Below are 21,533 nucleotides of genomic sequence, written 5' to 3'. Positions count from 1 at the left end.
TTGCAGCGCGATGGCCAGCAGGGTAAAACCTCGAGTTAACTCAAGGTCAAGAGCTTTTTCCACATGCCACGCAAACCGTCCGAAGCGCAGGAAAAGCAACTCAGCGTCGGCCAGTTGGCCGCACGCAGCGGCGTGGCCGTCACCGCCCTGCACTTCTATGAAACCAAAGGACTGATCCACAGCAGCCGCAATACCGGTAACCAGCGCCGGTACCCGAGAGCGATGCTGCGGCGGGTGGCGGTCATCAAGATGGCCCAGCGCCTGGGTATCCCGTTGGTGGATATAGCCACCGCGCTGGCCACATTGCCGAACGACCACACGCCAACTGCCGAGGATTGGCAACGATTGTCAGCGCGCTGGCGTGAAGACCTTAACCGCCGCATCGATGAGATGACCCTCCTGCGCGACCAACTGGATGGCTGCATTGGCTGTGGCTGCTTGTCTCTGAAGGAGTGCCCACTGCGCAACCGCCAGGATCATCTGGCCCAAGTGGGACCTGGGCCGCATCCGCCAGCGCATCCAGAGCCGCTGTGAAGGTGCCATTACTGTGCGGCAGCGCGGCTGTGAAGCGCCTATAACTAGCGTCTAGCCACAACAATTGCCTCAGGAGGCGACATGAGCAAGCAGGCGTTGATCATCATCGACATCCAGAATGACTATTTCCCCGGCGGCAAATGGACCCTCGACGGTGCCGAGCAGGCAGCCGACAATGCCGCACGACTGCTGGCGGCGGCCCGCCAGCGGGGCGACCTGGTAGTGCATGTGCGGCATGAGTTCGAAAGCGCCGACGCACCGTTCTTCGCCCCCGAATCGCAAGGCGCGGCCATTCACAGCAAAGTCCGACCGCTGGACGGCGAACCCGTGGTACTCAAGCACAAGGTCAATGCGTTTCGCGATACCCCGCTCAAGAGCACCCTGGACCAAAACGGCATCCAGGCGCTGACCATCGTTGGCAGCATGAGCCATATGTGCATCGACGCAGCGACGCGAGCCGCCGCCGATTATGGTTATGACGTCACCGTCGCACATGACGCTTGTGCCACGCTGCCGCTGGACTTCGACGGCAAGCAAGTACCGGCGGCTGATGTGCATGCCTCGGCAATGGCCGCACTGGCGTTTGCCTATGCCAGAGTTGTGAAGACTGACGAGTTGCTGGGCCACTGAACGCGAGTATCACCCGTGCCGCCCCCTTCAAGGGCAAGCCCGCGAAGCGGTCGGCACAGAGTCGCGCTCAAATCACCACGTTGCGCACGAAGCGCGTGATCACGGCGCCATCGTTGCGGTAAGCGTAGTGACAGTCGCTGGGAAACACGTGGAACTGGCCAACTTGCAGACAACGCTCGACCCCTTCGATGATCAGGGTAAGCTGCCCTTCGGCCACGTAGATCTGCTCGCTCCAGCCCTCTGCATCGGCCTCGCTGACATAGCACTCCCCGGGAGCCAGGGTCCATTCCCAGATTTCTACTTCCCGCCGGGCCGCGCTGCTGGCCAGCAGCACCGCCCTGCTCTGCGGATGCTCTCCAGCCCAGGCCAGCTCGTCGATGCGACCAGGGTCACGCCGGTCGGGCGCCTGAATCAGCGTGCTGAAAGCTACGCCGAGGGCTTCGGCAATCAGGTCAAGGGTCGTCAGGCTGACATTCTTCTCACCAGCCTCGATCGCCACCAGCATGCGCCGGCTGACTCCTGAGCGCTCCGCCAGGGTTGTCTGGCTCATCGAAGCGGCGTTGCGCAGGCTGCGGACATTGAAGCTGACATGCTGCAGCACTGACGCGCGATGCGTGGAATCTTTGTGCACTATATTGCTCACTTACCCAGGTTGCGCAGTATACTGCCCACTTTGCGCCGATTGTGCGCCGACCCCTTCGAGTGTGCAAGCGCATGAGCCAGCCGACCAGCAGCCCAAAGACCTCCCTGTCCTTTCGCCTGAGCAAGGCCGAGATGGTGCTGGTATTCATCACCATGCTGTGGGGCGGCACCTTCTTGCTGGTGCACAATGTCATGACCGTCAGCGGCCCGATGTTCTTCGTCGGCCTGCGTTTTGCCGCAGCGACATTGTTCGTGGGCCTGGTGTCGGCGCGCTCGCTGTCTGGGCTGACCTTCACCGAACTGAAGGCCGGTGTGCTGATCGGCATCACCATCATGCTCGGTTACGGCTTGCAGACCATGGGCCTGCAGACCATCAGCAGCAGCCAGTCGGCGTTCATCACCGCGCTCTATGTGCCGTTCGTGCCGCTGCTGCAGTGGCTGGTGCTGGGTCGACGCCCAGGGTTGATGCCGAGCATCGGCATCTGCCTGGCGTTCATCGGCCTGATGCTGCTGGCCGGTCCCGAGGGGGGTGCACTGCACTTCAGTGAAGGCGAAGTGGTAACGCTGGTAAGTGCCGTGGCCATCGCCGGCGAAATCATCCTGATCAGTCGCTACGCCGGCCAGGTCGATGTCCGCCGGGTCACCGTGGTGCAACTGGCCACCGCCTCGTTGCTGTCTTTCCTGATGATCGTTCCGACCCAGGAGCGTCTCCCAGATTTCTCGTGGCTGCTGCTGCTCAGTGCCCTCGGCCTGGGCGCGATGAGCGCGGTGATCCAGGTCGCGATGAACTGGGCCCAGCAATCGGTTTCGCCCACCCGCGCCACGTTGATCTACGCCGGTGAACCGGTATGGGCCGGGGTCGTCGGGCGCATCGCCGGCGAGCGCCTGCCAGGCGTGGCGCTGCTGGGCGGACTGTTGATCGTGATGGCCGTTGTGGTGAGCGAACTGAAAATCCGACGCACTCGTGAGACTGCCGAAGAAATCGAAATCGCGCACGACCGAGAACGCGAACCCGGCCTGTAAACCGCGCAACTGCAGCTATGCTTCGTAAAAAACTGTTATAAAAAAGCTGCGTGTCACACCCTGTTTGTATGATTCTGCGACAGCTTGCGTGTTGGTGATCAACTGCTCGGCACGTATGATCCTTGCAAACCTCTCCAGAATAGAACGCTATGTCATTGATAGTGCTACTGCTTCTGCCGTTCGTGGGCAGTTGCCTGGCAGCTGTGCTGCCGCACAACGCACGTAACGCCGAGTCCATCCTCGCAGGACTCGTGGCCCTGGTCGGCACGGTCCAGGTAGCACTGCTGTACCCCCAGATCGCCCATGGCGGGGTGATCCGCGAAGAATTTCTCTGGTTGCCCAGCCTGGGGTTGAACCTGGTGCTGCGCATGGACGGCTTCGCTTGGTTGTTCTCGCTGCTGGTGCTGGGCATCGGCGCGCTGGTGTCACTGTATGCGCGCTACTATATGTCGCCACAGGACCCGGTACCGCGCTTCTTCGCGTTCTTCCTGGCGTTCATGGGGGCCATGCTCGGCCTGGTGATTTCCGGCAACCTGATCCAACTGGTGTTCTTCTGGGAACTGACCAGCCTTTTCTCGTTCCTGCTGATTGGCTACTGGCACCACCGCGCTGACGCCCGCCGCGGGGCCTACATGGCCCTCATGGTTACCGGCGCCGGCGGGTTGTGCCTGCTGGTGGGCGCCTTGCTGCTCGGGCATGTGGTCGGCAGCTACGACCTGGACAAGGTCCTGGTCGCCGGCGAGACCGTCCGCCAGCACGCGTTGTATCCGGTATTGCTGCCCTTGATCCTGATCGGCGCGCTCAGCAAGAGTGCGCAGTTTCCCTTCCAGTTCTGGCTGCCCCACGCCATGGCGGCGCCGACACCGGTTTCTGCCTACTTGCACTCGGCGACCATGGTCAAGGCCGGGGTGTTCTTGCTGGCGCGGCTGTGGCCAGTGCTTTCCGGCAGCGAAGAGTGGTTCTGGATCGTCGGTGGTGCCGGCGCGCTGACGCTACTGCTGGGCGCCTTCGCGGCCATGTTCCAGAACGACCTCAAAGGCCTGCTGGCCTACTCGACCATCAGCCACCTCGGCCTGATTACCCTGCTGCTGGGCCTCAACAGCCCGCTGGCAGCCGTCGCCGCGGTGTTCCACATCCTCAACCATGCCACTTTCAAGGCCTCGCTGTTCATGGCCGCCGGCATCATCGACCACGAGAGCGGCACCCGCGACATTCGCCGCCTGAGCGGCCTGATCCGACTGGTTCCCTACACCGCGACGCTGGCCATGGTGGCCAGTGCCTCGATGGCGGGAGTGCCACTGATGAACGGTTTCCTGTCCAAGGAAATGTTCTTTGCCGAAACCGTGTTCATCTCCTCCACTGCCTGGGTCGAAGCCACGCTTCCAGTCATCGCCACCCTTGCCGGCACTTTCAGCGTCGCCTACGCCCTGCGCTTTACCGTCGACGTGTTCTTCGGCCCTACCGCGCAAGATCTGCCGCACACACCCCATGAACCGCCACGCTGGATGCGCGCCCCCGTCGAACTGCTGGTGCTCACCTGCCTGGTGGTGGGTATTTTCCCTGCCCAGTCGGTCGGCCCGCTGCTGGCCGCCGCCGCATTGCCCGTGGTAGGCGGCACGCTGCCGGAATACAGCCTGGCCATCTGGCATGGCTGGAACGCCCCGCTGATCATGAGCCTGGTGGCCATGAGCGGTGGCGTCGTGCTGTACCTGCTGCTGCGCAACCAGCTACGCCTCGGACGCTTCCCCTACCCCCCGCTGATCGAGCGCTTCAATGGCAAGCGCCTGTTCGAACACGGCCAGGCGCGCCTGATGCTGTTGGCCCGACGGGCCGAGAGGCTGCTGACCAGCCGCCGACTGCAATCGCAGTTGTTCATGCTGGTACTGGCAGCGTTTCTCGCCGGGCTCACGCCCATGCTGTACAGCGGCCTTAGCTGGGGGGATCGACCGAAGATTCCTGGCTCCGGCGTGTTCGTCGCGCTGTGGCTGATCGCCATTGCCTGCGCCATCGGGGCCGCCTACCAGGCCAAGTACCACCGCCTGGCCGCCTTGATCATGGTCGGCGTCTGCGGCCTGATGACCTGCATCACCTTCGTGTGGTTCTCGGCGCCCGACCTGGCGCTGACCCAGCTGGTGGTGGAAGTGGTCACCACGGTGCTGATCCTGCTCGGCCTGCGTTGGCTGCCACGCCGTATCGAAGGCGTCTCGCCCCTACCGGGCAGCCTGGACCGTGCACGCATTCGGCGCCTGCGCGACCTGTTGCTCGCCGTGCTGGTCGGCACCGGCATGGCCGTGCTGTCCTACGCCATGCTGACGCGGCCGACACCCAACGATATTTCCTCGTTCTATCTGAGCCGGGCCCTGCCCCAAGGCGGCGGCACCAACGTGGTCAACGTGATGCTCGTTGACTTCCGTGGCTTCGATACCCTCGGTGAGATCACTGTGCTGGTAGCCGTGGCGATCACCGTCTTCGCCTTGCTGCGCCGCTTCCGCCCACCCAAGGAGAGCATGCAGCTGCCAGCCCAGCAGCGCCTGCTGGCACCCGACGTGGTAACCGACCTGATCAACCCGCGGCATGCCAGCGACACCGCGCTGGGCTTCATGATGGTGCCCGCGGTGCTGGTGCGCTTGCTGCTGCCGATCGCCCTGCTGGTTTCGATGTACCTGTTCATGCGTGGCCATAACCAACCAGGCGGTGGCTTCGTCGCCGGGCTGGTCATGTCGGTGGCGTTCATTCTGCAGTACATGGTCGCCGGCACCCAGTGGGTCGAGGCTCAGATGAGCCTGCGGCCGCTGCGCTGGATGGGCACCGGCCTGCTGTGCGCCACCCTGACCGGGGTGGGCGCCATGCTGCTGGGCTACCCGTTCCTCACCACCCATACCGCCCACCTGCACCTGCCGTTGCTGGGCGATGTGCACGTGGCCAGTGCGCTGTTCTTCGACATCGGCGTGTACACCGTGGTGGTCGGCTCGACCCTGCTGATCCTCACTGCCCTGGCGCACCAATCGGTACGCGCCTATCGCCCGGGCAATCCGTCGAAAACCAGTCAAGCAGGAGCCGCCTGATGGAAGAAGTCATCGCAGTCGCCATCGGCGTACTGGCCGCCTCGGGGGTGTGGTTGATCCTGCGCCCACGCACCTACCAGGTGATCATGGGCCTGTGCCTGCTGTCGTATGGAGTCAACTTGTTCATCTTCAGCATGGGCAGCCTGTTCATCGGCAAGGAACCGATCATCAAGGACGGGGTAACCCAGGACCTGCTGCATTACACCGACCCGTTGCCCCAGGCGCTGGTGCTGACCGCGATCGTCATCAGCTTCGCCATGACCGCCTTGTTCCTGGTGGTGCTGCTGGCATCGCGCGGCCTGACCGGTACCGACCACGTGGATGGCCGGGAGCGTGACGAATGACAGGCATGGGTCAACTGATCGTCGCCCCCATACTGCTGCCGCTGCTGACTGCGGCGCTGATGCTGTTGCTAGGCGAAAAGCATCGCCAGCTCAAGGGGCGCCTCAACCTGCTGTCCACCTTCACCGGCCTTGCCATTGCAGTTTGCCTGCTGTTGTGGGTACGCACCCAGGGCCAGGCGGAGTCGATCGGCGTCTACCTGCCCGGCAACTGGCCGGCGCCGTTTGGCATCGTGCTGGTGCTTGACCACCTTTCGGCACTGTTGCTGACCCTGACCGGGGTGATCGGTGTCTGCGCGCTGTTGTTCGCCCGCGTCCGCTGGGCCAGTGCCGGCGCGAGCTTTCATGCGTTGTTCCAGATCCAACTGATGGGCCTGTACGGCGCCTTCCTCACCGCCGACCTGTTCAACCTGTTCGTGTTCTTCGAAGTGCTTCTGGCGGCCTCATACGGCCTGTTGCTGCATGGGTCGGGCCGAGCGAGGGTGCGAGCAGGTCTGCACTACATTGCCATCAACCTGTTTGCCTCGTCGTTGTTCCTGATCGGCGCAGCCATGCTCTATGGCGTTACCGGCACCCTCAACATGGCCGACCTGGCCCTGAAGATTCCGCTGGTACCGGAAGCCGACCGCGGCCTCCTGCACGCTGGGGCGGCGGTGCTGGCCATGGCGTTCCTGGTGAAGGCCGGGATCTGGCCGCTGAACTTCTGGCTGGTCCCCGCCTACGCCTCGGCCAGCGCGCCAGTGGCAGCGCTGTTCGCCATCATGACCAAGGTCGGCCTGTATGCCGTACTGCGCTTGTGGACCTTGCTGTTCTCCGGGCAAGCGGGCGCATCGGCACATTTTGGCGGGCAATGGCTGGTCTACGGTGGCCTGGCCACCCTGGCCGTAGCGGCAGTGTCGATACTGGCAGCCCAGCGGCTGGAGCGAATGGCCGCGCTGAGCATTCTGGTCTCCGCAGGCACGCTGCTCGGGGCTGTCGGCTTCGCCCAACCGGCCCTGACAGGCGCGGCACTGTTCTACCTGGTGAACTCGACCCTGGCGCTGTGCGCGCTGTTCCTGCTCGCCGAACTGGTCGAGCGCTCGCGCTCGGCCAATGAAGTACCGCTGGATGAAGAAGAGGACGCCATTCCATCGCCGCTCGAGTCATTGCACCCACCCAAGGGGATCAACCTCGACGACGACCAAAAGGTTGTGATCGGCCAAATCATCCCCTGGACCATGGCCTTCCTCGGTCTCAGTTTCATCGCCTGCGCCCTGCTGATCATCGGCATGCCGCCACTGTCCGGCTTCGTCGGCAAACTCAACCTGATGAGCGCGCTGTTCAATCCGCTGGGGCTGGGTGTTCCAGCCGATCAGCCGCTGTCCGCAGCAGGCTGGGGGTTGGTTTCCTTGCTCGTTTTGTCGGGCATGGCTTCGCTGATCGCATTCGGCCGCGTGGGCATCCAGCGCTTCTGGAAACCCGAAGAGCGCCCTTCGCCTGTGCTGCATCGCAACGAGTGCCTGCCGATCGTCATTCTGCTGGGCCTGTGCATCATTCTCAGCTTCAAGGCCGAGCCGTTGCTGCGCTACACCCAGGACACCGCCGCCAGCCTGCAAACGCCGGATCGCTACATCGAAGCGGTGATGGCAGCGCGTCCCATACCCGGCCCGACCACACTCGACGAACAGGTGCAGCCATGAGCCGATTGTTCCCCGCTCCGCTGCTGTCCATCTCATTGTTCTTCTTGTGGTTGCTGCTGAACCTGTCGGTCAGCCCTGGCAACCTGCTGCTCGCTGCCGCACTGGCAGTGCTTGCCCCACAACTGATGGCGCCACTGCGCCCGCAGCACGCCCATGTGCGCCGGCCGCTGGTGATCGCAAAGCTGATAGGGCGGGTAGGGCTAGACGTGATCCAGTCCAATCTTATGGTGGCACGTGGCGTACTGCGTGCTGGCCAGCAACCGCCGCGTTCGGCCTTCGTTCACATCCCGCTGAACCTGCGCGATGCCCACGGCCTGGCGGCGCTGTCGATGATCACCACCGTGGTACCGGGTACGGTCTGGTCGGAATTGGCCCTGGATCGCAGTGTGCTACTGCTGCACGTATTCGACCTGGAGGACGAAGTGGCCTTCATCGAGCATTTCAAACACACCTATGAACGCCCGCTGATGGAGATTTTCGAATGACAGGGCTGCTCGCCAATGCCGTTCTCGCCAGCCTGTTCATCTTCGCCCTGGCCATGGGGCTGACGCTGATACGGCTGTTTCGCGGCCCATCCGCCCAGGACCGGGTACTGGCGCTGGACTACCTGTACATCCTAGGCATGCTGATGATGCTGGTGCTGGGTATTCGCTATGCCAGTGACACGTACTTCGAAGGCGCCTTGCTGATTGCCCTGTTCGGCTTCGTCGGCTCGTTCGCCCTGGCCAAGTTCCTGCTGCGTGGCGAGGTGATCGAATGAACCAAACCCTTGAACTACCATTCTGGCTGGAACTGGTCACCGCCGTACTGTTGCTACTTGGCAGCCTGTTCGCCCTGATCGGTGCGGTCGGCCTGGTGCGGCTCAAAGACTATTTTCAGCGTATGCACCCGCCAGCACTGGCCTCGACCATTGGCACCTGGTGTGTATCGCTGGCTTCGATCATCTATTTTTCGTGGCTCAAGCAAAGCCCGGTGCTGCATGCCTGGCTTATCCCCATTCTGCTGTCCATCACCGTCCCGGTCACTACGCTGCTGCTTGCCCGGGCAGCGCTGTTTCGCAAGCGCATGGCCAAGGAAACGGTGCCGGAAGAAATCAGCAGCGGCAGACATCGCGGCAAGTGAGTGGCACCCGCCTCACTACTGGGTGAGGCGCTGCAATTCTCGCCGCACCATGGCGGCGTAGGGTGGTGGGCTGAGCTGGTACAGTTGAGCAGCCACCCAGTTCAACCAGGCACCCTGCATCGTTTCACGCCGGGCCAACAGTGATTCGGCCAGGGCAGTCGCCCCCGCCTGATGCTGCTGATGGAACGCGGCGCGAGTGCCCGGCTCCTCGCCTCGTTCACTCATTCACTGGCCTTGAACGTGGTCAGTTCGCCCTTGCGCCATTTCGCGACCTTGCCCGTGACAGCCTTCAGCAATTTACCCAGGCCTTCCTGCACTTGCTGTTGAGCCGCGAAAACCAGCATGACGCCCTGCCCGTCTCGGAATACGATGCCTTCGCCTTCCGGCACCGAAACGAAAGCGTAGTCGCCCACACCATAGACGTTGAGCTTGATTTCACGAAAGCGCATTTCCAGCTTGCCACCTTCCCGGCTGGGCAAGACGGCCGCGCGAAAATGATCGCCCACCTTCAACTCAAGGCGCTGCTTGTCATCGACCACCAAGGCACTCTCGGTGTCGATTTCGGCCATGTACAGGCCTTCGGGGTTTTGTTCGGTGACATAAACGAAACGACCTTGAAACAGCTTGGCCAACTTACCGCGCAAATCGCCAAGTGCAAACAAGGCGTGGGTATCAAGTGTACTGACTGCCAATGAAGTAATCCTCAGATCGGTGACATCCGCCCCCACTCGACCTTGGTGAGGTGCGGCCATTGTTCAATTCGATAGGCAAATAGAGTAATAAAGCGAAGCGCGAAACGTCTGTGCCTGCTGGCGATGCAGCACGCAGGAAACTTTACACGAGCTTGTCAGACCCGGCCGTTATGAAGCCGCTCGACATGATCCCTGAACGGGAAGCGTTATGCCTGACAAATACATCCGCCAGAAAGATGCGATAGATAACTGCAGACCCCTCGGCAGATCGGGCGCAGGTATCGAGTAGCGCATTGCCGGGGATTAAATATGCACGAAAACACCGAAATCCGTCGAGCGCTAAAAAGCATTTCTTGCTCCGCATTCAAGCGGCCTGACCCTTCTGCAACTGCTGCAACCAGGCTGACTGGCACTCCAGCGCCTCCTCACGGGTGGCGAATGCCGTACCACGGCGCTCGCCGTTGACCAACACCACCCAGCAAATGCGCTTGCCCAACGCCTGCAGCGCTGCTGGCACACCTGTACCGATCATCACGGCTACATCGACTCGGCTATTCATCATTCCCTCCGGAATATAATTAGCACCCTAACGATATAGCCATGATACCCCCGCCAGCCGGGGAGAAACAGCGCATTGCAGTACAGCAGCGTTACACAACGAGCAACAAATACCGTACAGACGTATCCCGCAGGCAACGCAAAAAGCCCCAAGGACTGCTCCATGGGGCTTGGCGCACACCGCGCGGTCAGATCTGCCGCTGGTGGCGATCGAGCTGCTCGTGGCGCTCCTGGGCTTCGATGCAGTATTTGGTGGTCGGGCTGATCAGCAGACGCTTCAGACCAATCGGCTCACCACTGTCATCGCACCAGCCGAAGCTCTCGTCGGTAATCCGATCCAGGGCCATTTCCAGCTGCGGCAACAAGCGCTGGTCGCGGTCAATGGCATTGACCAACCAGCTACGCTCTTCCTCGACCGAAGCCACATCGGCAGGGTCCGACGGGGTGTCCAGGCCCTCGATGGTGGCGCGGCTCAGCTCGATGCGTTCATGGGTTTCGACTTTCATCGCCTGCAGCAGGGCAGTGAAGAATGCCAGCTGTTCAGCGTTCATGTAGTCATCGGCCGACATGGCCAGCAACTGTTCCTTGGTCATCGATTTCTCTATGAAAAAATGTGCATTTGGGCGATTCGGGTGCCGCCGACGCACTGGCATCGGCAGCGGAATTCTTCAAGCGCCAACTGGCACTCTTTTACAGGGGGCGGAAGTCTAAGGCGCCGCGTCGCCAGGGGCAACACCAATGACAGTGGATTTGACCGAAATGAGGTGGAAACTGCCTGCCGGCTGTCATTTTCCGACAGGGCAACCAGCCCCAAGGCAGTGGAAGACACTGGCAGCAACCTGCTACCCCACCGGCTTGGCCACCCCTATTTCTGCGGGGTCTCTCGACGCTGCTTCCTTGCGCAGTCCACACCTCTGGCAGTAGATCTGTAGTACCCCAAGCCGTCGTCCTGACGGCCCAATGGCGGCGGGACCATCACCGAGATCGCCGCCATGCCCGCCGCCAACAGGCTACGTCGCAACACCACGCTGCCATGCCAGATCGCCCAGACCTTCGCCAACCGCCCTCGACTGTTCGAGGTTGCCGCCAGTCTGCTTGTGGAACAATGGCCCGCCTACGGCTTCGACGCCACACTCGACCCAGTGGGTCTGCAACTGGCCAGTTTCGGCCCTGTGCCAGGTATCGCCTATGTCCGTCCGTTGTATCAGTTGCTGGCTGAGCGCTATTGCCTGCGCACCACCCTCAATCTGACCCCGGGGCAGGATGTCGTCTGCCGCGAGCTGGACATCGAACCCGAGAAGCCGGTGCCGGTCGATCTGGTGCGGCTCGAAGCCCTCATAAACGACTGCGGCCCGCTTCTTATCGACCGTTTCAACGCAGCACTGGTCGACTTCTGGTGCGCGGCCGACCGCAGCGGTGAAACCCCTTGGTCCTGGCTGAGCAACCATCTGCAGGAACGCTTGCGCAGCGCGGTGGCCGAGGCCGCTGCCAAGCATGAGCTGCCTGCCGCCCAAGCCACGCTCAAGGCACTCGCCAAAGAGCCCGCCAACTACGACGACCAGCTCAAGCTTTGCGCCGAACACGGCATCACGCTGCAGACGGTGGTCACCAATTTTTCCGCCGACTGGCAGCTGGACCCCAACCTGGCCAGCGCTGTCCTGATCGAGCGCCCGGACGCACCTGGTCGCCCACCCTTCACCTTGCTCTTCACTGCCGGGGGCCGATTGCTGTCCTTCTCCTCCCGCACGCGCTTGCTGGAAGCCATCAGCGAGCACTGGCCAGCGATCATCGCCAAGTCACCACCCGCCGTAAAACTGGCCACACCCGAGCGGCAACTGTTCCAGGCGCAGGCTGCAAACCTGCTGCAGCAGCTACTCGAAGGCATTGAGGTCGCCGCCACCGCCTTTCATGCCCAAGGCAGTGCCCAGCAACTGGCAGATGCCCTGGACCGCCTCAGCTCGCTGGCGCACCTGTGCAGCATGGACGACCTGGCGGGCCATGGAAGCCTCATCGACCAACTCCCCGGCTGGATGCGCGATGGCGACCCCAAGGCGCTGATCGTCTACAGCTCGATGCTGACCGATGTCGCCCGCAGCAACTCCGACGCCGATGGCAAGACCTGGCTGAGCGGCGTACCCAGCGCACAGGCCTTCGCCTGCGAGCGCCTGGGCGAACTGATTCGCCGTGATCATCCTACGTCGACCCTTGACCCTGCAGCCGTGCGCGTGATCAACCACCAGACCACCGCCACGGCAATTCCGGTGGCAGGGCAATTGGTGAGCGAAGGCACCACGGTAGCGGTGACCTTCAGCCTGACGCAGCTGGCCATCGCCAACCTCGGGCTGCTCAAGCCGGGGCGAGTCACGCTGGAAACGACCGATGGACAACCCATACCCACCTGGCTCGACACATCGGCGCTGCGTGCGTTGATCGACGAGGCCGACATCGGCGCGACCTACCCGAAAAGGTTGAAAGCCCTGCTACTCGACGATGCCCAACAGAGCAACGAGCGGCAGCGACTGCTTGCCGATCAATTGCGCAGCCAACTGCCAACGCAGCTCATGACCCGGTATCTCCAGCACGGACATCCCTCACTGCTGGCGATCATCGCCGTTGAGCAGCTATTCGCTGCGCTGCCCGATGAACACGATCACTGGGTCATACGCCCATTGGGCCTGCTGAGAACAATGGACGCCTTCCCTGACCACCCGCGCAACGCTTGGTTGATAGAAAACGACACCTTGCCCAGCCAGCGCTGCCTGCTTTATCGCCCCCTGCACCACGAGCCCATCGTGGAGTTCCGCGATCGCCTTGCTTTACTGGTGGCACTCAGCGAAAGCGGCGACCTGCAGGATGACATCATTCATCGACTGCCCGAAGAAGACCGGCGGGTGTACAAGCATGGCGGTTTCATGGAACCGCATCTTTTCTTCCCGCTGGAAGACGACTGGGCGGTCCCATCGAGCAAGCCGGCACCGGTGACCCTGTCACGCGAAGCCCCTGTCGTCGATGGGGTTCGCGCCATCTACGAGGCCTGTGTCGAAGAAGCATTGCACAATTTCAAGGAACGATCGGCCAGCAGCGACGAAGCCCGTTGGCAACGCTGGGAGGAGTTGGGCTGGTTGTTGCTCAACACGGTCTTGCCGTTCGTCGAAGGCCCCGTAGCCGAAGCCGCCTGGCTGGTGCAGATGGAGACCGCGTTCGCCCGCCTGGTGCAGGCCAACGACAACAACCAGCCGGGAGACCGCAGCGCAGACTGGATAGCACTGCTGGTCAATGTCGCCTTCCTGATCTTCAACCACGCGATGGACCGTATGGAGCAGGAGCACCCTCTGGACGCAGCCCTGCCTCCCGGCCAGCAGCCGGCACTGACGCCTGCGCCGGTGGTGGTCACCAGCCCGACCGAGACACGGCTCGAATTCGGCTGGGCGCAACCGACGCTCAAGCTCGACAGCAAGCAGGCCAGTGCGCTTGACAAGCTGCGGGCCGATATCTCGGCCGACACCCTCGGTTCCGCGGTGCCCTCTGGCCCCATGCGCGGCCTCTACCTGCATGCCGACCAGCTTTACGGTCGGGTCGAGGGCAAGGTCTACAAGGTGCAACTCGATCCTGTGAGCGAGCAGTTTCGAATCGTCGGCACAGCCGATGGCAACGCACTCGGCCCGTGGCTGCGGCGCGATGAAGCGGGCCGCTGGCAGCTGGACCTCGGGTTACGCCTGAAAGGTGGCATGCCTCCCAAGAAACAGATCGCCAGATCGAAGGACGCCATCAGGAAAAGCACCGAGGAGCTGGCCAAGCGCCTGGTCACCGACTCGAAAAGCATCGTCGCCCGACTACCCGAACTCAGGAAGGTCAGCACCCTGGGGCAAGGCTCCGATGAGCCTCGCGTCATTCGCGGCTGCCTGGAGAAACTGCAAGTATTCGAGGCGTTCATCGCAGAACATATCCAGCGCCTGCACGAGCTGAACGCACAAACCCCGGTGCAAGACTACAAGCTCAAGCGCGCCGGCACCCTGTTCCATCAGCTCGAATGCCAGTTGCAGATACGTGAATTGCAGCTGCGCCTCTACAAGCCCGAACGCGCGCACCTGACGGGCATGATTGATCGCCTGGTCGAGCTCTCCCCCACAGACGTCGTCATTCTTCAAAAACGCCTGGAAGATACGGGAGGCCTGATCGACCAGCTCTTCGACAATGCCACCGCCTTCACCCAAAGCCTGGGACAGTTGCGCCGACTGGCAGGTCCGGCCCAGCCGAAGGTGGCCGAGATGCTGAGACAGATCGAGCCGCACAAGGGCAGCTGGACGATCGTGCACTGGCGCTTCATACGCTGCGAGAACCGCTTCGACCGCCTGATTCTCGACGAAACACACAATAAAGGGATCTGGCTCTTGCGTGCCTGGCGCAACATCGATCTGGCCATCAGTCAGTACGTGCAACTGCACAAGCAAGCCAACGCCAGCGATGAAGTCATGCGGCGGGTGCTGCAAAGCATCGCCTCGAATCTGGGCAAGGCCAGAACTCGGCTAAGCGCCCTGGCAGACGCCTTCGACAAGGACAATGTGCCCACATTGCTCAGCGACCTGAGGAGCGACGTCAACGCCATCAGCACCAGCGTCGACTTCGAGCGCTCGGAGTATCCAGGGAACGACGAGCGCAGCACGATAGCCCAGTTGAGCGAGCAACTGCCCGGGCTCATAGAAACCCGCGATGACGGTCTGCTACTTGGCCAACCCCGTACAGATGACAACGACATCGTCGACATTCCAGGGGTCGAGAACGACTCTGTCTCTGGTGCTTACAAGCGCGAAGACGACCTGTGGGCCGCCGTCGAGGCCGCACCGATCAACAAGACCAAGCCGTCACCGGGCAAGGAACCTGCGAAGTTGAAGACGCTGCTCAAGCAAAGCACCCGGTTACTCGATGGCGCCCGCAAGGAAGTCGCCCTGATGAAGAGCAAGAAGGCCAACACCTATATCCCGGTCGACATCCAGGACAGCCTGCTTGGCCATCGCGCACGACTGGACGAGCACCGCGCCGCCATCGAGTTGCGCCTGACACGCGACAACCAGACCGACGAAGGCACGCCAGGTGCCGACGCAGCCATCAGCATCAAGGCGATAGAGGACATGTCATCGACCTTGGCCGATCAGGCGACCGCACAGCGGGCACGCGTGGCACTGCTGCAGGCCCCCAGGATGGGTGAGCTGCAGTTCCTGCTGGAGCGGGAAAAGGTAGTGATCGAGTCGACCGGGCCACGCCACAAACTGGCCAAGGTCGCAGGGCGCAGCGACGACTATCTGGAAGAGTTCGTCATACGCCACCAGAACCAGGCGCACTGGTTTGCCCACTTCCACTACCCCGCCATGAACACGCGGCAGGCCGACTACACCGCGGGTCATCTCAAGACCGCCGAGCAGCGCTACGAGCGCGGTCGATTGGCCAAGAATCCTGACGGCCGTGAAGTCGAGGTCCACCGCAGCCCGATCGATCGGGCCGCGGCGAACGCTTACTTCTTCACCGGCTGAGGAGTTGCACGCTGGAGGGTCTGGCCAGGGATCTCAGCGGTCCTTGAACTGCGCCTCGCGCTTGGCGATGAAGGCGGCCATGCCTTCCTTCTGGTCTTCGGTGGAGAACGCGGCATGGAACACCCGGCGTTCGAAGCGCACACCTTCGCTGAGGGTGACTTCGAACGCACGGTTGACGCTTTCCTTGACCATCATGCTCACCGGGATCGACTTGCTGGCGATGGTCGCCGCCACCTTCAGGGCTTCCTCGACCAGTTCGGCCTGAGGCACCACACGCGCCACGAGCCCCGCGCGCTCGGCCTCTTCAGCGCCCATCAGGCGGCCGGTCAGGCACAGTTCCATGGCCTTGGCCTTGCCCACGGCACGGGTCAGGCGCTGGGTACCGCCCATGCCCGGCAGCACGCCGAGGTTGATCTCGGGCTGGCCGAACTTGGCGTTGTCGCCCGCGAGGATGAAGTCGCACATCATGGCCAGTTCACAACCACCACCGAGCGCGAAGCCGGACACGGCAGCGATGATCGGCTTGCGTCGGTTGGCGATGCGGTCGGAGTCGCTGAACAGATCGTCGACGTAGATCTGCGGATACTTGAGCTCGGCCATTTCCTTGATGTCGGCACCCGCCGCGAAGGCCTTGGCGGAACCGGTCAGCACCACGCAGCCGATGTTCGGGTCCCTTTCCAGCTGGTCCAGGGCCTGGTTGATCTCCGCGATGATTTGCGCGTTGAGCGCGTTGAGCGCCTGGGGGCGATTGAGGGTGATCAGGCCGACCTTGCCGTGGATGTCCAACAGGATGGTTTCGAATGCCATGCAGACTGCTCCTTCAAAGATTGCGCGCAATGACCATGCGCTGAATGTCGCTGGTGCCTTCGTAGATCTGGCAGACACGCACGTCGCGGTAGATCCGCTCCAGCGGGAAGTCGCTCAGATAGCCATAACCGCCGAGCGTCTGCAAGGCATCCGAACAGACCTTTTCGGCCATTTCCGAGGCGAAAAGCTTGGCCATCGACGCTTCAACCAGGGCCGGGCGCCCGGCATCGCGCAGCGCCGCCGCGTGCAGCACCATCTGCCGGGCCACGGCAATTTTCGTGGCCATGTCGGCCAGGCGGAAGGCCACGGCCTGGTGTTCGATCAAGGATTTGCCGAAGCTCTGCCGCTCTTTGGCATAGTCGCGCGCCACCTCGAACGCGGCGCGGGCCATGCCTACCGACTGCGAGGCGATGCCGATACGGCCGCCTTCGAGGTTGGCCAGGGCGATCTTGTAGCCCTGCCCCTCTTCACCCAGGCGGTAGGCCACCGGTACACGCACATTGTCGAAGACGATCTGGCAGGTATCGGAGGCATGCTGGCCAAGCTTTTCCTCGACCCGCGCCACCTGGTAGCCCGGTGTATCGGTGGGCACGATGAATGCCGTGATGCCGCGTTTGCCAGCGTCCGGGTCGGTGACAGCAAAGACGATCACCACCCCGGCGTTCTGCCCGGAGGTGATGAACTGCTTGCTGCCGTTGAGCACGTAATGGTCACCGTCCAGGCGTGCGCGGGTCTTCAGGCTGCTGGCATCGGAACCGGCCTGGGGTTCGGTGAGGGCAAAGGCGCCGAGCATCGCGCCACTGGCCAGCGGCGTGAGGAACTGCTGTTTCTGCTGCTCGCTGCCGAACTTGAGGATCGGCACGCAACCCACCGAGTTGTGCACGCTCATGATCGTCGAGCAGGCACCGTCGCCCGCCGCGATCTCCTCCAGGGCCATGGCATAGGCCACGTAGCCGGTATCGCTGCCGCCGTACTGTTCCGGCACCAGCATGCCGAACAGGCCCAGTGCCGCCATCTCGTCGATGGCTTCGCGGGGGAAGCGATGGGCCTTGTCCCATTGCTCGGCGAAAGGCCGCAGGCGCTCCTGGGCAAACTCGCGCACGGCGTCGGCGATCTGTTGTTGCTCGTCAGTTACCAGCATGGTTCACCTCAGTACAGGCATTCGACAGCCATGGCCGTGGCCTCGCCACCGCCGATGCAGATGGCTGCCACGCCACGGCGCAGGTTGTTCTGGCGCAGGGCCGACAGCAGGGTCACCAGGATGCGCGCGCCGGAGGCACCGATCGGGTGGCCCAGGGCGCAGGCACCGCCGTGGATATTGACCTTGTCATGGGGCAGGTCGAGGTGCTTCATGGCGGCCAGGGTGACCACGGCGAAGGCTTCGTTGATCTCGAACAGATCGACCTCTGACAGGCTCCAGCCTGTGCGCTTCATCAGCTTGTCGATGGCACCGATCGGGGCGGTGGGGAACAGCGCCGGGGCATCGGCGAACGCGGCATGGCCATGGATCACGGCCAGGGGCTTCAAGCCACGTTTTTCGGCTTCTGAGCGGCGCATCAACACCAATGCCGCAGCGCCATCGGAGATCGAGCTGGCGTTTGCCGCAGTCACCGTGCCGCCTTCACGGAAGGCCGGCTTGAGCTGTGGGATCTTGTCCAGGCGTGCCTTGGGCGGCTGCTCGTCGTCCTTGACCAGGCGCTTTTCCTTGCCTTCGGTCACTTCCACCGGGACGATCTCGGCGCTGAAGCGGCCGTTGCTGATCGCCTCCTGGGCGCGGGTCAGCGAGGCGATGGCGAACTGGTCCTGGGCTTCGCGGCTGAAGCTGCCGGCCTGGGCACAGTCCTCGGCGAAGGTGCCCATCAGGCGACCCTTGTCGTAGGCGTCTTCGAGGCCGTCCATGAACATGTGGTCGATGATCTTGCCATGGCCCATGCGGTAGCCGCCGCGCGCCTTGTCCAGCAAATAAGGGGCGTTGGTCATGCTTTCCATGCCGCCGGCGACGATGACATCGGCGCTGCCGGCCAGCAGTTGGTCATGGGCCATGATCGCGGCCTGCATGCCCGAGCCGCACATCTTGTTCAGCGTGGTGCAGGTGGTGTGTTTGTCCAGCCCCGCGCCCAGCGCTGCCTGGCGTGCCGGTGCCTGGCCGAGGCCGGCCGGCAGGACACAGCCGAACAGCACCTGCTCGACGCTGGCGGCATCGATACCGGCACGCTCGACGGCGGCGCGTATCGCCGCGGCACCCAGCTGTGGCGCGGTCAGGCTCTTGAGGTCACCCTGCAGCCCGCCCATGGGCGTGCGCACGGCGCTGACGATGACGATTGGATCGTTGGCAAGGGTCATGTTCGTTTCTCCTTACTTGGCAGCCATGCGCAGCGCACCGTCGAGGCGGATCACCTCGCCGTTGAGCATGCTGTTCTCGATAATGTGACGGGCCAGCGCCGCGTACTCGACGGGGCGGCCCAGGCGTGGCGGGAACGGCACGCCGGCGGCCAACGAGTCGCGGACTTCCTGGGTCATGCCGGCCATCATCGGGGTTTCGAAAATGCCGGGGGCGATGGTCATCACCCGAATACCGAAGCGCGCCAGCTCCCGGGCAGTGGGTAAGGTCAGGCTGGCGATGGCGCCCTTGGAAGCGGCGTAGGCGGCTTGGCCGATCTGCCCGTCGTAGGCGGCAATCGACGCGGTGTTGATGATCACCCCGCGCTCGCCCTCGGCGTTGGCGGCGCCTTCGGCCATGGCCGCAGCGGCCAGGCGCAGCAGGTTGAAGCTGCCGATCAGGTTGACGTTGATGACCTTGGCGAAGCTGGCCAGCCCGTGCGGGCCTTGTTTGCCAAGCACTTTCTCGGCACCGACGATACCCGCGCAATTGACCAGCCCGTGCAGGCTACCGAAGGCGGCCACGGCAGCATCCACGGCAGCCTTGGCCGCCTGTTCGTCGCTGATGTCGGCGACCGCGAACCGCGCATTGTCACCCAGTTCGCGCGCCTTGGCATCGACGGCCTGGGCATTGAGGTCGACCAGCATGACCTTGGCGCCGGCTTCGACCAGCATCTGCGCAGTGGCGGCACCCAGGCCCGAGGCCGCGCCGCTGACGATGAAATTGCTGTTGGCTATCTGCATGATGGGTTCCTTCAGGCGCTGGCGCGGTTGGCCAGCGCAGCTTGTTGTAGGGCGATTTCCTGATTGCGCAGGATGAAGCGTTGCAGCTTGCCGCTCGGCGTCTTGGGCAGCTCGCTGACGAATTCGATTTCCCGTGGGTAGGCATGGGCGTACAGGCGCTGACGCACATGCTGGCGCAGCGTCTCTTCGAGCGCCGGGGTACCGCTCACACCCGCGGCGAGCACGACGAAGGCCTTGATCAGCTCGGTACGCTCCGGGTCCGGCTTGCCGATCACCGCCGCCTCGATCACCGCGGGGTGCTCGATCAGTGCGCTTTCCACATCGAACGGACCGACCCGGTATCCGGAGGTGGTGATCACATCGTCGCTACGACCGACGAAGCTGATGCTGCCATCGTGGTTGAGCTCGACGGTATCGCCACTGAGGTAGTACTTGCCGACGAAACTCTTGGTGGGCAGGCCGTGGTAGCCGGCGAACCAGCACAGCGGCGATTGCTCCCGGTCCACGGCAAGGATGCCAGGCTGGCCGGCAGGCAGTTCGTTGCCCTGCTCGTCGAGCACGACGATGCGGTGACCGGGGATGGCAAAGCCGGCCGAGCCAAGGTGAACCGGGTGCTGCAGGCCATGATGGTTGCACAGCACCATGCCCAGCTCGGTCTGGCCGTAGTGGTCGTGGATGGTCACGCCCAGTTCGTCGGCGAACCAGCGGATCACTTCCGGGTTGAGCGGTTCGCCCGCGCTGCTGACCACCCGCAGGCGCCCCTGGATCGGCGCGGAAAACTCATCCCCGGCGGCGATCAGCAGGCGGTAGGCGGTGGGCGAACCCGCCAGGTTGGTGATACCCAGCCTGGCGATGACCCGCGCGCAGCTTTCGACGCTGAAAGGGCCATCGTAGAAGGTGGTGGCATGGCCCAGCGACAGCGGGCCAGTGACGGCGTAGTAAAGGCCATAGGCCCAGCCAGGGTCGGCCAGGTTCCAGAAGCGGTCTTCCGGGCGCAGGTCGATGGCATCGCGCATGTAGCCCTGGAACGCCACAATGGCTCGCAGCGGCACTTCCAGCGGCTTCGCCGGGCCTGTGGTGCCGGAGGTGAACATCAGCAGGAACGGGTCGTCGCCACGGCGCAGGACCGGGTCGCATGCTGGCGCTGCCGCGTCGAGCAGGCGCTGGAAATCCAGCTCGCCTTGAGCTGCGTTGACGGTGATGCGGACTGGGGAGACTGTCAGCTCATCGAGTTTGGGACGGTTGCCCCGATCGGTGACCACGACCTTGGCCCCGGACTGCTCAAGTCGGTGTTCGATGGCCTTGGGGCCAAAGGCGGTGAACAGCGGTTGGTAGACCGCGCCGAGACGCCAGGTGGCAAGAATGGTCAGCAGCAGCTCGGGGGTTCGCGGAAGCAGGCCGGCAACCCGGTCGCCCGGCTTTACGCCCTGTTCCTTGAGGACATTGGCAAAACGGCTTGCCAAGGCTTGCAACTGTTCGAAGGTGTAGCGCTTGCCATTACCGTCGCGGTCTTCCCAGACCAACGCGGTCTTGCCCTCGCCCACATGGCGATCGCAACATTCGACACAGGCATTGAGGCCCTGCAGATCGCCCTGCAGCGCTGTGTCCACGGTATCGTCATAGGCAAACGAACGGACGGCCTCGGCGTAATCGCGCATCGTCAGACTCCTGGTTTTTTATTGTTGGAATCGCACCATAGGTCTGACGATGGTCACGCCAAGGCCGCACTGGGACAATGGCCAAAGCTGTCAATCTGGATGAGCGGTTTGGCCGTTGGCGCTCCTTGGCC

Annotated in this window: 20 protein-coding genes; 10 read left to right on the top strand and 10 right to left on the bottom strand. The window is 63.1% G+C overall.

Annotated features, from left to right (window positions below; genetic code table 11):
• Window positions 1-63: 63 nt before the first annotated feature.
• Together soxR and ACIPZB_RS19700 are read left to right on the top strand one after the other, a co-directional pair.
• Window positions 64-534, top strand: a complete 471-nt coding sequence (gene soxR / locus ACIPZB_RS19705; protein WP_400642195.1) for a redox-sensitive transcriptional activator SoxR — start codon at window positions 64-66, stop codon at window positions 532-534.
• Between the two features lie 81 nt (window positions 535-615).
• Window positions 616-1,164, top strand: a complete 549-nt coding sequence (locus ACIPZB_RS19700; protein ID WP_400642194.1) for a cysteine hydrolase family protein — start codon at window positions 616-618, stop codon at window positions 1,162-1,164.
• Window positions 1,165-1,231: 67 nt separating this feature from the next.
• Here the strand turns inward: ACIPZB_RS19700 and ACIPZB_RS19695 are convergent, their stop codons facing one another.
• The gene (locus ACIPZB_RS19695; protein WP_400642193.1) at window positions 1,232-1,795 is read right to left on the bottom strand and encodes a helix-turn-helix domain-containing protein; all 564 of its coding nucleotides are present in this window, start codon (window positions 1,793-1,795) and stop codon (window positions 1,232-1,234) included.
• A gap of 83 nt (window positions 1,796-1,878) precedes the next feature.
• Here ACIPZB_RS19695 and ACIPZB_RS19690 point away from each other — a divergent pair, with 83 nt between their 5' ends.
• The 7 genes from ACIPZB_RS19690 to ACIPZB_RS19660 all read left to right on the top strand — a co-directional run bounded on the left by ACIPZB_RS19690 (window position 1,879) and on the right by ACIPZB_RS19660 (window position 9,036).
• On the top strand, window positions 1,879-2,829 hold the full coding sequence (locus ACIPZB_RS19690) for a DMT family transporter (RefSeq protein ID WP_400642192.1): 951 nt from the start codon (window positions 1,879-1,881) through the stop codon (window positions 2,827-2,829).
• 149 nt (window positions 2,830-2,978) lie between these two features.
• The gene (locus ACIPZB_RS19685; RefSeq protein ID WP_008099532.1) at window positions 2,979-5,894 is read left to right on the top strand and encodes a monovalent cation/H+ antiporter subunit A; all 2,916 of its coding nucleotides are present in this window, start codon (window positions 2,979-2,981) and stop codon (window positions 5,892-5,894) included.
• A complete protein-coding gene (locus tag ACIPZB_RS19680) occupies window positions 5,894-6,238 on the top strand; it encodes a Na+/H+ antiporter subunit C (RefSeq protein WP_003250128.1) in 345 nt (114 codons plus the stop codon). The genes ACIPZB_RS19685 and ACIPZB_RS19680 overlap by 1 nt, the downstream gene beginning before the upstream one ends.
• A complete protein-coding gene (locus ACIPZB_RS19675) occupies window positions 6,235-7,914 on the top strand; it encodes a monovalent cation/H+ antiporter subunit D (RefSeq protein WP_400642191.1) in 1,680 nt (559 codons plus the stop codon). The genes ACIPZB_RS19680 and ACIPZB_RS19675 overlap by 4 nt, the downstream gene beginning before the upstream one ends.
• Window positions 7,911-8,399, top strand: coding sequence for a Na+/H+ antiporter subunit E (locus ACIPZB_RS19670; RefSeq protein ID WP_400642190.1), 489 nt, complete (start codon window positions 7,911-7,913; stop codon window positions 8,397-8,399). The genes ACIPZB_RS19675 and ACIPZB_RS19670 overlap by 4 nt, the downstream gene beginning before the upstream one ends.
• Window positions 8,396-8,674, top strand: coding sequence for a K+/H+ antiporter subunit F (locus ACIPZB_RS19665; RefSeq protein ID WP_008099518.1), 279 nt, complete (start codon window positions 8,396-8,398; stop codon window positions 8,672-8,674). The genes ACIPZB_RS19670 and ACIPZB_RS19665 overlap by 4 nt, the downstream gene beginning before the upstream one ends.
• Complete coding sequence (locus tag ACIPZB_RS19660) at window positions 8,671-9,036, top strand: Na+/H+ antiporter subunit G (protein ID WP_400642189.1); 366 nt, start codon at window positions 8,671-8,673, stop codon at window positions 9,034-9,036. The genes ACIPZB_RS19665 and ACIPZB_RS19660 overlap by 4 nt, the downstream gene beginning before the upstream one ends.
• Window positions 9,037-9,051: 15 nt before the next feature.
• On the opposite strand, the gene ACIPZB_RS19655 is transcribed toward ACIPZB_RS19660, so the two are convergent.
• The 4 genes from ACIPZB_RS19655 to ACIPZB_RS19640 form a co-directional block, all read right to left on the bottom strand.
• Window positions 9,052-9,261, bottom strand: a complete 210-nt coding sequence (locus tag ACIPZB_RS19655; protein ID WP_400642188.1) for a hypothetical protein — start codon at window positions 9,259-9,261, stop codon at window positions 9,052-9,054.
• Window positions 9,258-9,728 carry a hypothetical protein gene (locus ACIPZB_RS19650; protein WP_008099512.1) on the bottom strand — a complete coding sequence of 157 codons (471 nt, stop codon included), beginning with the start codon at window positions 9,726-9,728 and terminating at the stop codon, window positions 9,258-9,260. The genes ACIPZB_RS19655 and ACIPZB_RS19650 overlap by 4 nt, the downstream gene beginning before the upstream one ends.
• A 364-nt stretch (window positions 9,729-10,092) precedes the next feature.
• On the bottom strand, window positions 10,093-10,287 hold the full coding sequence (locus ACIPZB_RS19645) for a hypothetical protein (protein ID WP_008099511.1): 195 nt from the start codon (window positions 10,285-10,287) through the stop codon (window positions 10,093-10,095).
• Between the two features lie 187 nt (window positions 10,288-10,474).
• Window positions 10,475-10,879 carry a TraR/DksA family transcriptional regulator gene (locus ACIPZB_RS19640; RefSeq protein WP_008099509.1) on the bottom strand — a complete coding sequence of 135 codons (405 nt, stop codon included), beginning with the start codon at window positions 10,877-10,879 and terminating at the stop codon, window positions 10,475-10,477.
• 399 nt (window positions 10,880-11,278) lie between these two features.
• Here ACIPZB_RS19640 and ACIPZB_RS19635 point away from each other — a divergent pair, with 399 nt between their 5' ends.
• Entirely contained in the window at window positions 11,279-15,814 is a 4,536-nt protein-coding gene (locus tag ACIPZB_RS19635) for a dermonecrotic toxin domain-containing protein (protein ID WP_400642187.1), read from the top strand.
• A gap of 33 nt (window positions 15,815-15,847) precedes the next feature.
• Here ACIPZB_RS19635 and ACIPZB_RS19630 read toward each other — a convergent pair whose 3' ends face one another.
• The 5 genes from ACIPZB_RS19630 to ACIPZB_RS19610 are packed head-to-tail and all read right to left on the bottom strand — an operon-like array spanning window position 15,848 to window position 21,402.
• Entirely contained in the window at window positions 15,848-16,621 is a 774-nt protein-coding gene (locus tag ACIPZB_RS19630) for an enoyl-CoA hydratase (protein ID WP_008099503.1), read from the bottom strand.
• Window positions 16,622-16,634: 13 nt separating this feature from the next.
• A complete protein-coding gene (locus ACIPZB_RS19625; RefSeq protein ID WP_400642186.1) occupies window positions 16,635-17,762 on the bottom strand; it encodes an acyl-CoA dehydrogenase in 1,128 nt (375 codons plus the stop codon).
• An 8-nt stretch (window positions 17,763-17,770) separates the two neighbouring features.
• A complete protein-coding gene (locus ACIPZB_RS19620; protein ID WP_400642185.1) occupies window positions 17,771-18,964 on the bottom strand; it encodes an acetyl-CoA C-acyltransferase in 1,194 nt (397 codons plus the stop codon).
• A gap of 12 nt (window positions 18,965-18,976) precedes the next feature.
• Window positions 18,977-19,744, bottom strand: coding sequence for an SDR family NAD(P)-dependent oxidoreductase (locus ACIPZB_RS19615; protein WP_400642184.1), 768 nt, complete (start codon window positions 19,742-19,744; stop codon window positions 18,977-18,979).
• Between the two features lie 11 nt (window positions 19,745-19,755).
• Entirely contained in the window at window positions 19,756-21,402 is a 1,647-nt protein-coding gene (locus ACIPZB_RS19610; RefSeq protein ID WP_400642183.1) for an acyl-CoA synthetase, read from the bottom strand.
• Between the last annotated feature and the right edge of the window lie 131 nt (window positions 21,403-21,533).

The organism is Pseudomonas sp. NPDC089396 (assembly GCF_044749545.1).
GTDB lineage: Bacteria > Pseudomonadota > Gammaproteobacteria > Pseudomonadales > Pseudomonadaceae > Aquipseudomonas.
The sequence above is the reverse complement of the archived record's forward strand: the minus strand, read 5'-3'. Positions and strand labels throughout refer to the sequence as shown.

Excerpts from the sequence above, each read along its gene's own strand:
- ACIPZB_RS19615 (WP_400642184.1), bottom strand. The coding sequence starts at position 19,744 with ATGCAGATAGCCAACAGCAATTTCATCGTCAGCGGCGCGGCCTCGGGC.
- ACIPZB_RS19610 (WP_400642183.1), bottom strand. The coding sequence starts at position 21,402 with ATGCGCGATTACGCCGAGGCCGTCCGTTCGTTTGCCTATGACGATACC.
- soxR (WP_400642195.1), top strand. The coding sequence starts at position 64 with ATGCCACGCAAACCGTCCGAAGCGCAGGAAAAGCAACTCAGCGTCGGC.
- ACIPZB_RS19675 (WP_400642191.1), top strand. The coding sequence starts at position 6,235 with ATGACAGGCATGGGTCAACTGATCGTCGCCCCCATACTGCTGCCGCTG.
- ACIPZB_RS19670 (WP_400642190.1), top strand. The coding sequence starts at position 7,911 with ATGAGCCGATTGTTCCCCGCTCCGCTGCTGTCCATCTCATTGTTCTTC.
- ACIPZB_RS19620 (WP_400642185.1), bottom strand. The coding sequence starts at position 18,964 with ATGACCCTTGCCAACGATCCAATCGTCATCGTCAGCGCCGTGCGCACG.
- ACIPZB_RS19660 (WP_400642189.1), top strand. The coding sequence starts at position 8,671 with ATGAACCAAACCCTTGAACTACCATTCTGGCTGGAACTGGTCACCGCC.
- ACIPZB_RS19680 (WP_003250128.1), top strand. The coding sequence starts at position 5,894 with ATGGAAGAAGTCATCGCAGTCGCCATCGGCGTACTGGCCGCCTCGGGG.
- ACIPZB_RS19690 (WP_400642192.1), top strand. The coding sequence starts at position 1,879 with ATGAGCCAGCCGACCAGCAGCCCAAAGACCTCCCTGTCCTTTCGCCTG.
- ACIPZB_RS19665 (WP_008099518.1), top strand. The coding sequence starts at position 8,396 with ATGACAGGGCTGCTCGCCAATGCCGTTCTCGCCAGCCTGTTCATCTTC.
- ACIPZB_RS19630 (WP_008099503.1), bottom strand. The coding sequence starts at position 16,621 with ATGGCATTCGAAACCATCCTGTTGGACATCCACGGCAAGGTCGGCCTG.
- ACIPZB_RS19625 (WP_400642186.1), bottom strand. The coding sequence starts at position 17,762 with ATGCTGGTAACTGACGAGCAACAACAGATCGCCGACGCCGTGCGCGAG.
- ACIPZB_RS19655 (WP_400642188.1), bottom strand. The coding sequence starts at position 9,261 with ATGAGTGAACGAGGCGAGGAGCCGGGCACTCGCGCCGCGTTCCATCAG.
- ACIPZB_RS19700 (WP_400642194.1), top strand. The coding sequence starts at position 616 with ATGAGCAAGCAGGCGTTGATCATCATCGACATCCAGAATGACTATTTC.
- ACIPZB_RS19685 (WP_008099532.1), top strand. The coding sequence starts at position 2,979 with ATGTCATTGATAGTGCTACTGCTTCTGCCGTTCGTGGGCAGTTGCCTG.
- ACIPZB_RS19635 (WP_400642187.1), top strand. The coding sequence starts at position 11,279 with ATGCCCGCCGCCAACAGGCTACGTCGCAACACCACGCTGCCATGCCAG.
- ACIPZB_RS19645 (WP_008099511.1), bottom strand. The coding sequence starts at position 10,287 with ATGAATAGCCGAGTCGATGTAGCCGTGATGATCGGTACAGGTGTGCCA.
- ACIPZB_RS19640 (WP_008099509.1), bottom strand. The coding sequence starts at position 10,879 with ATGACCAAGGAACAGTTGCTGGCCATGTCGGCCGATGACTACATGAAC.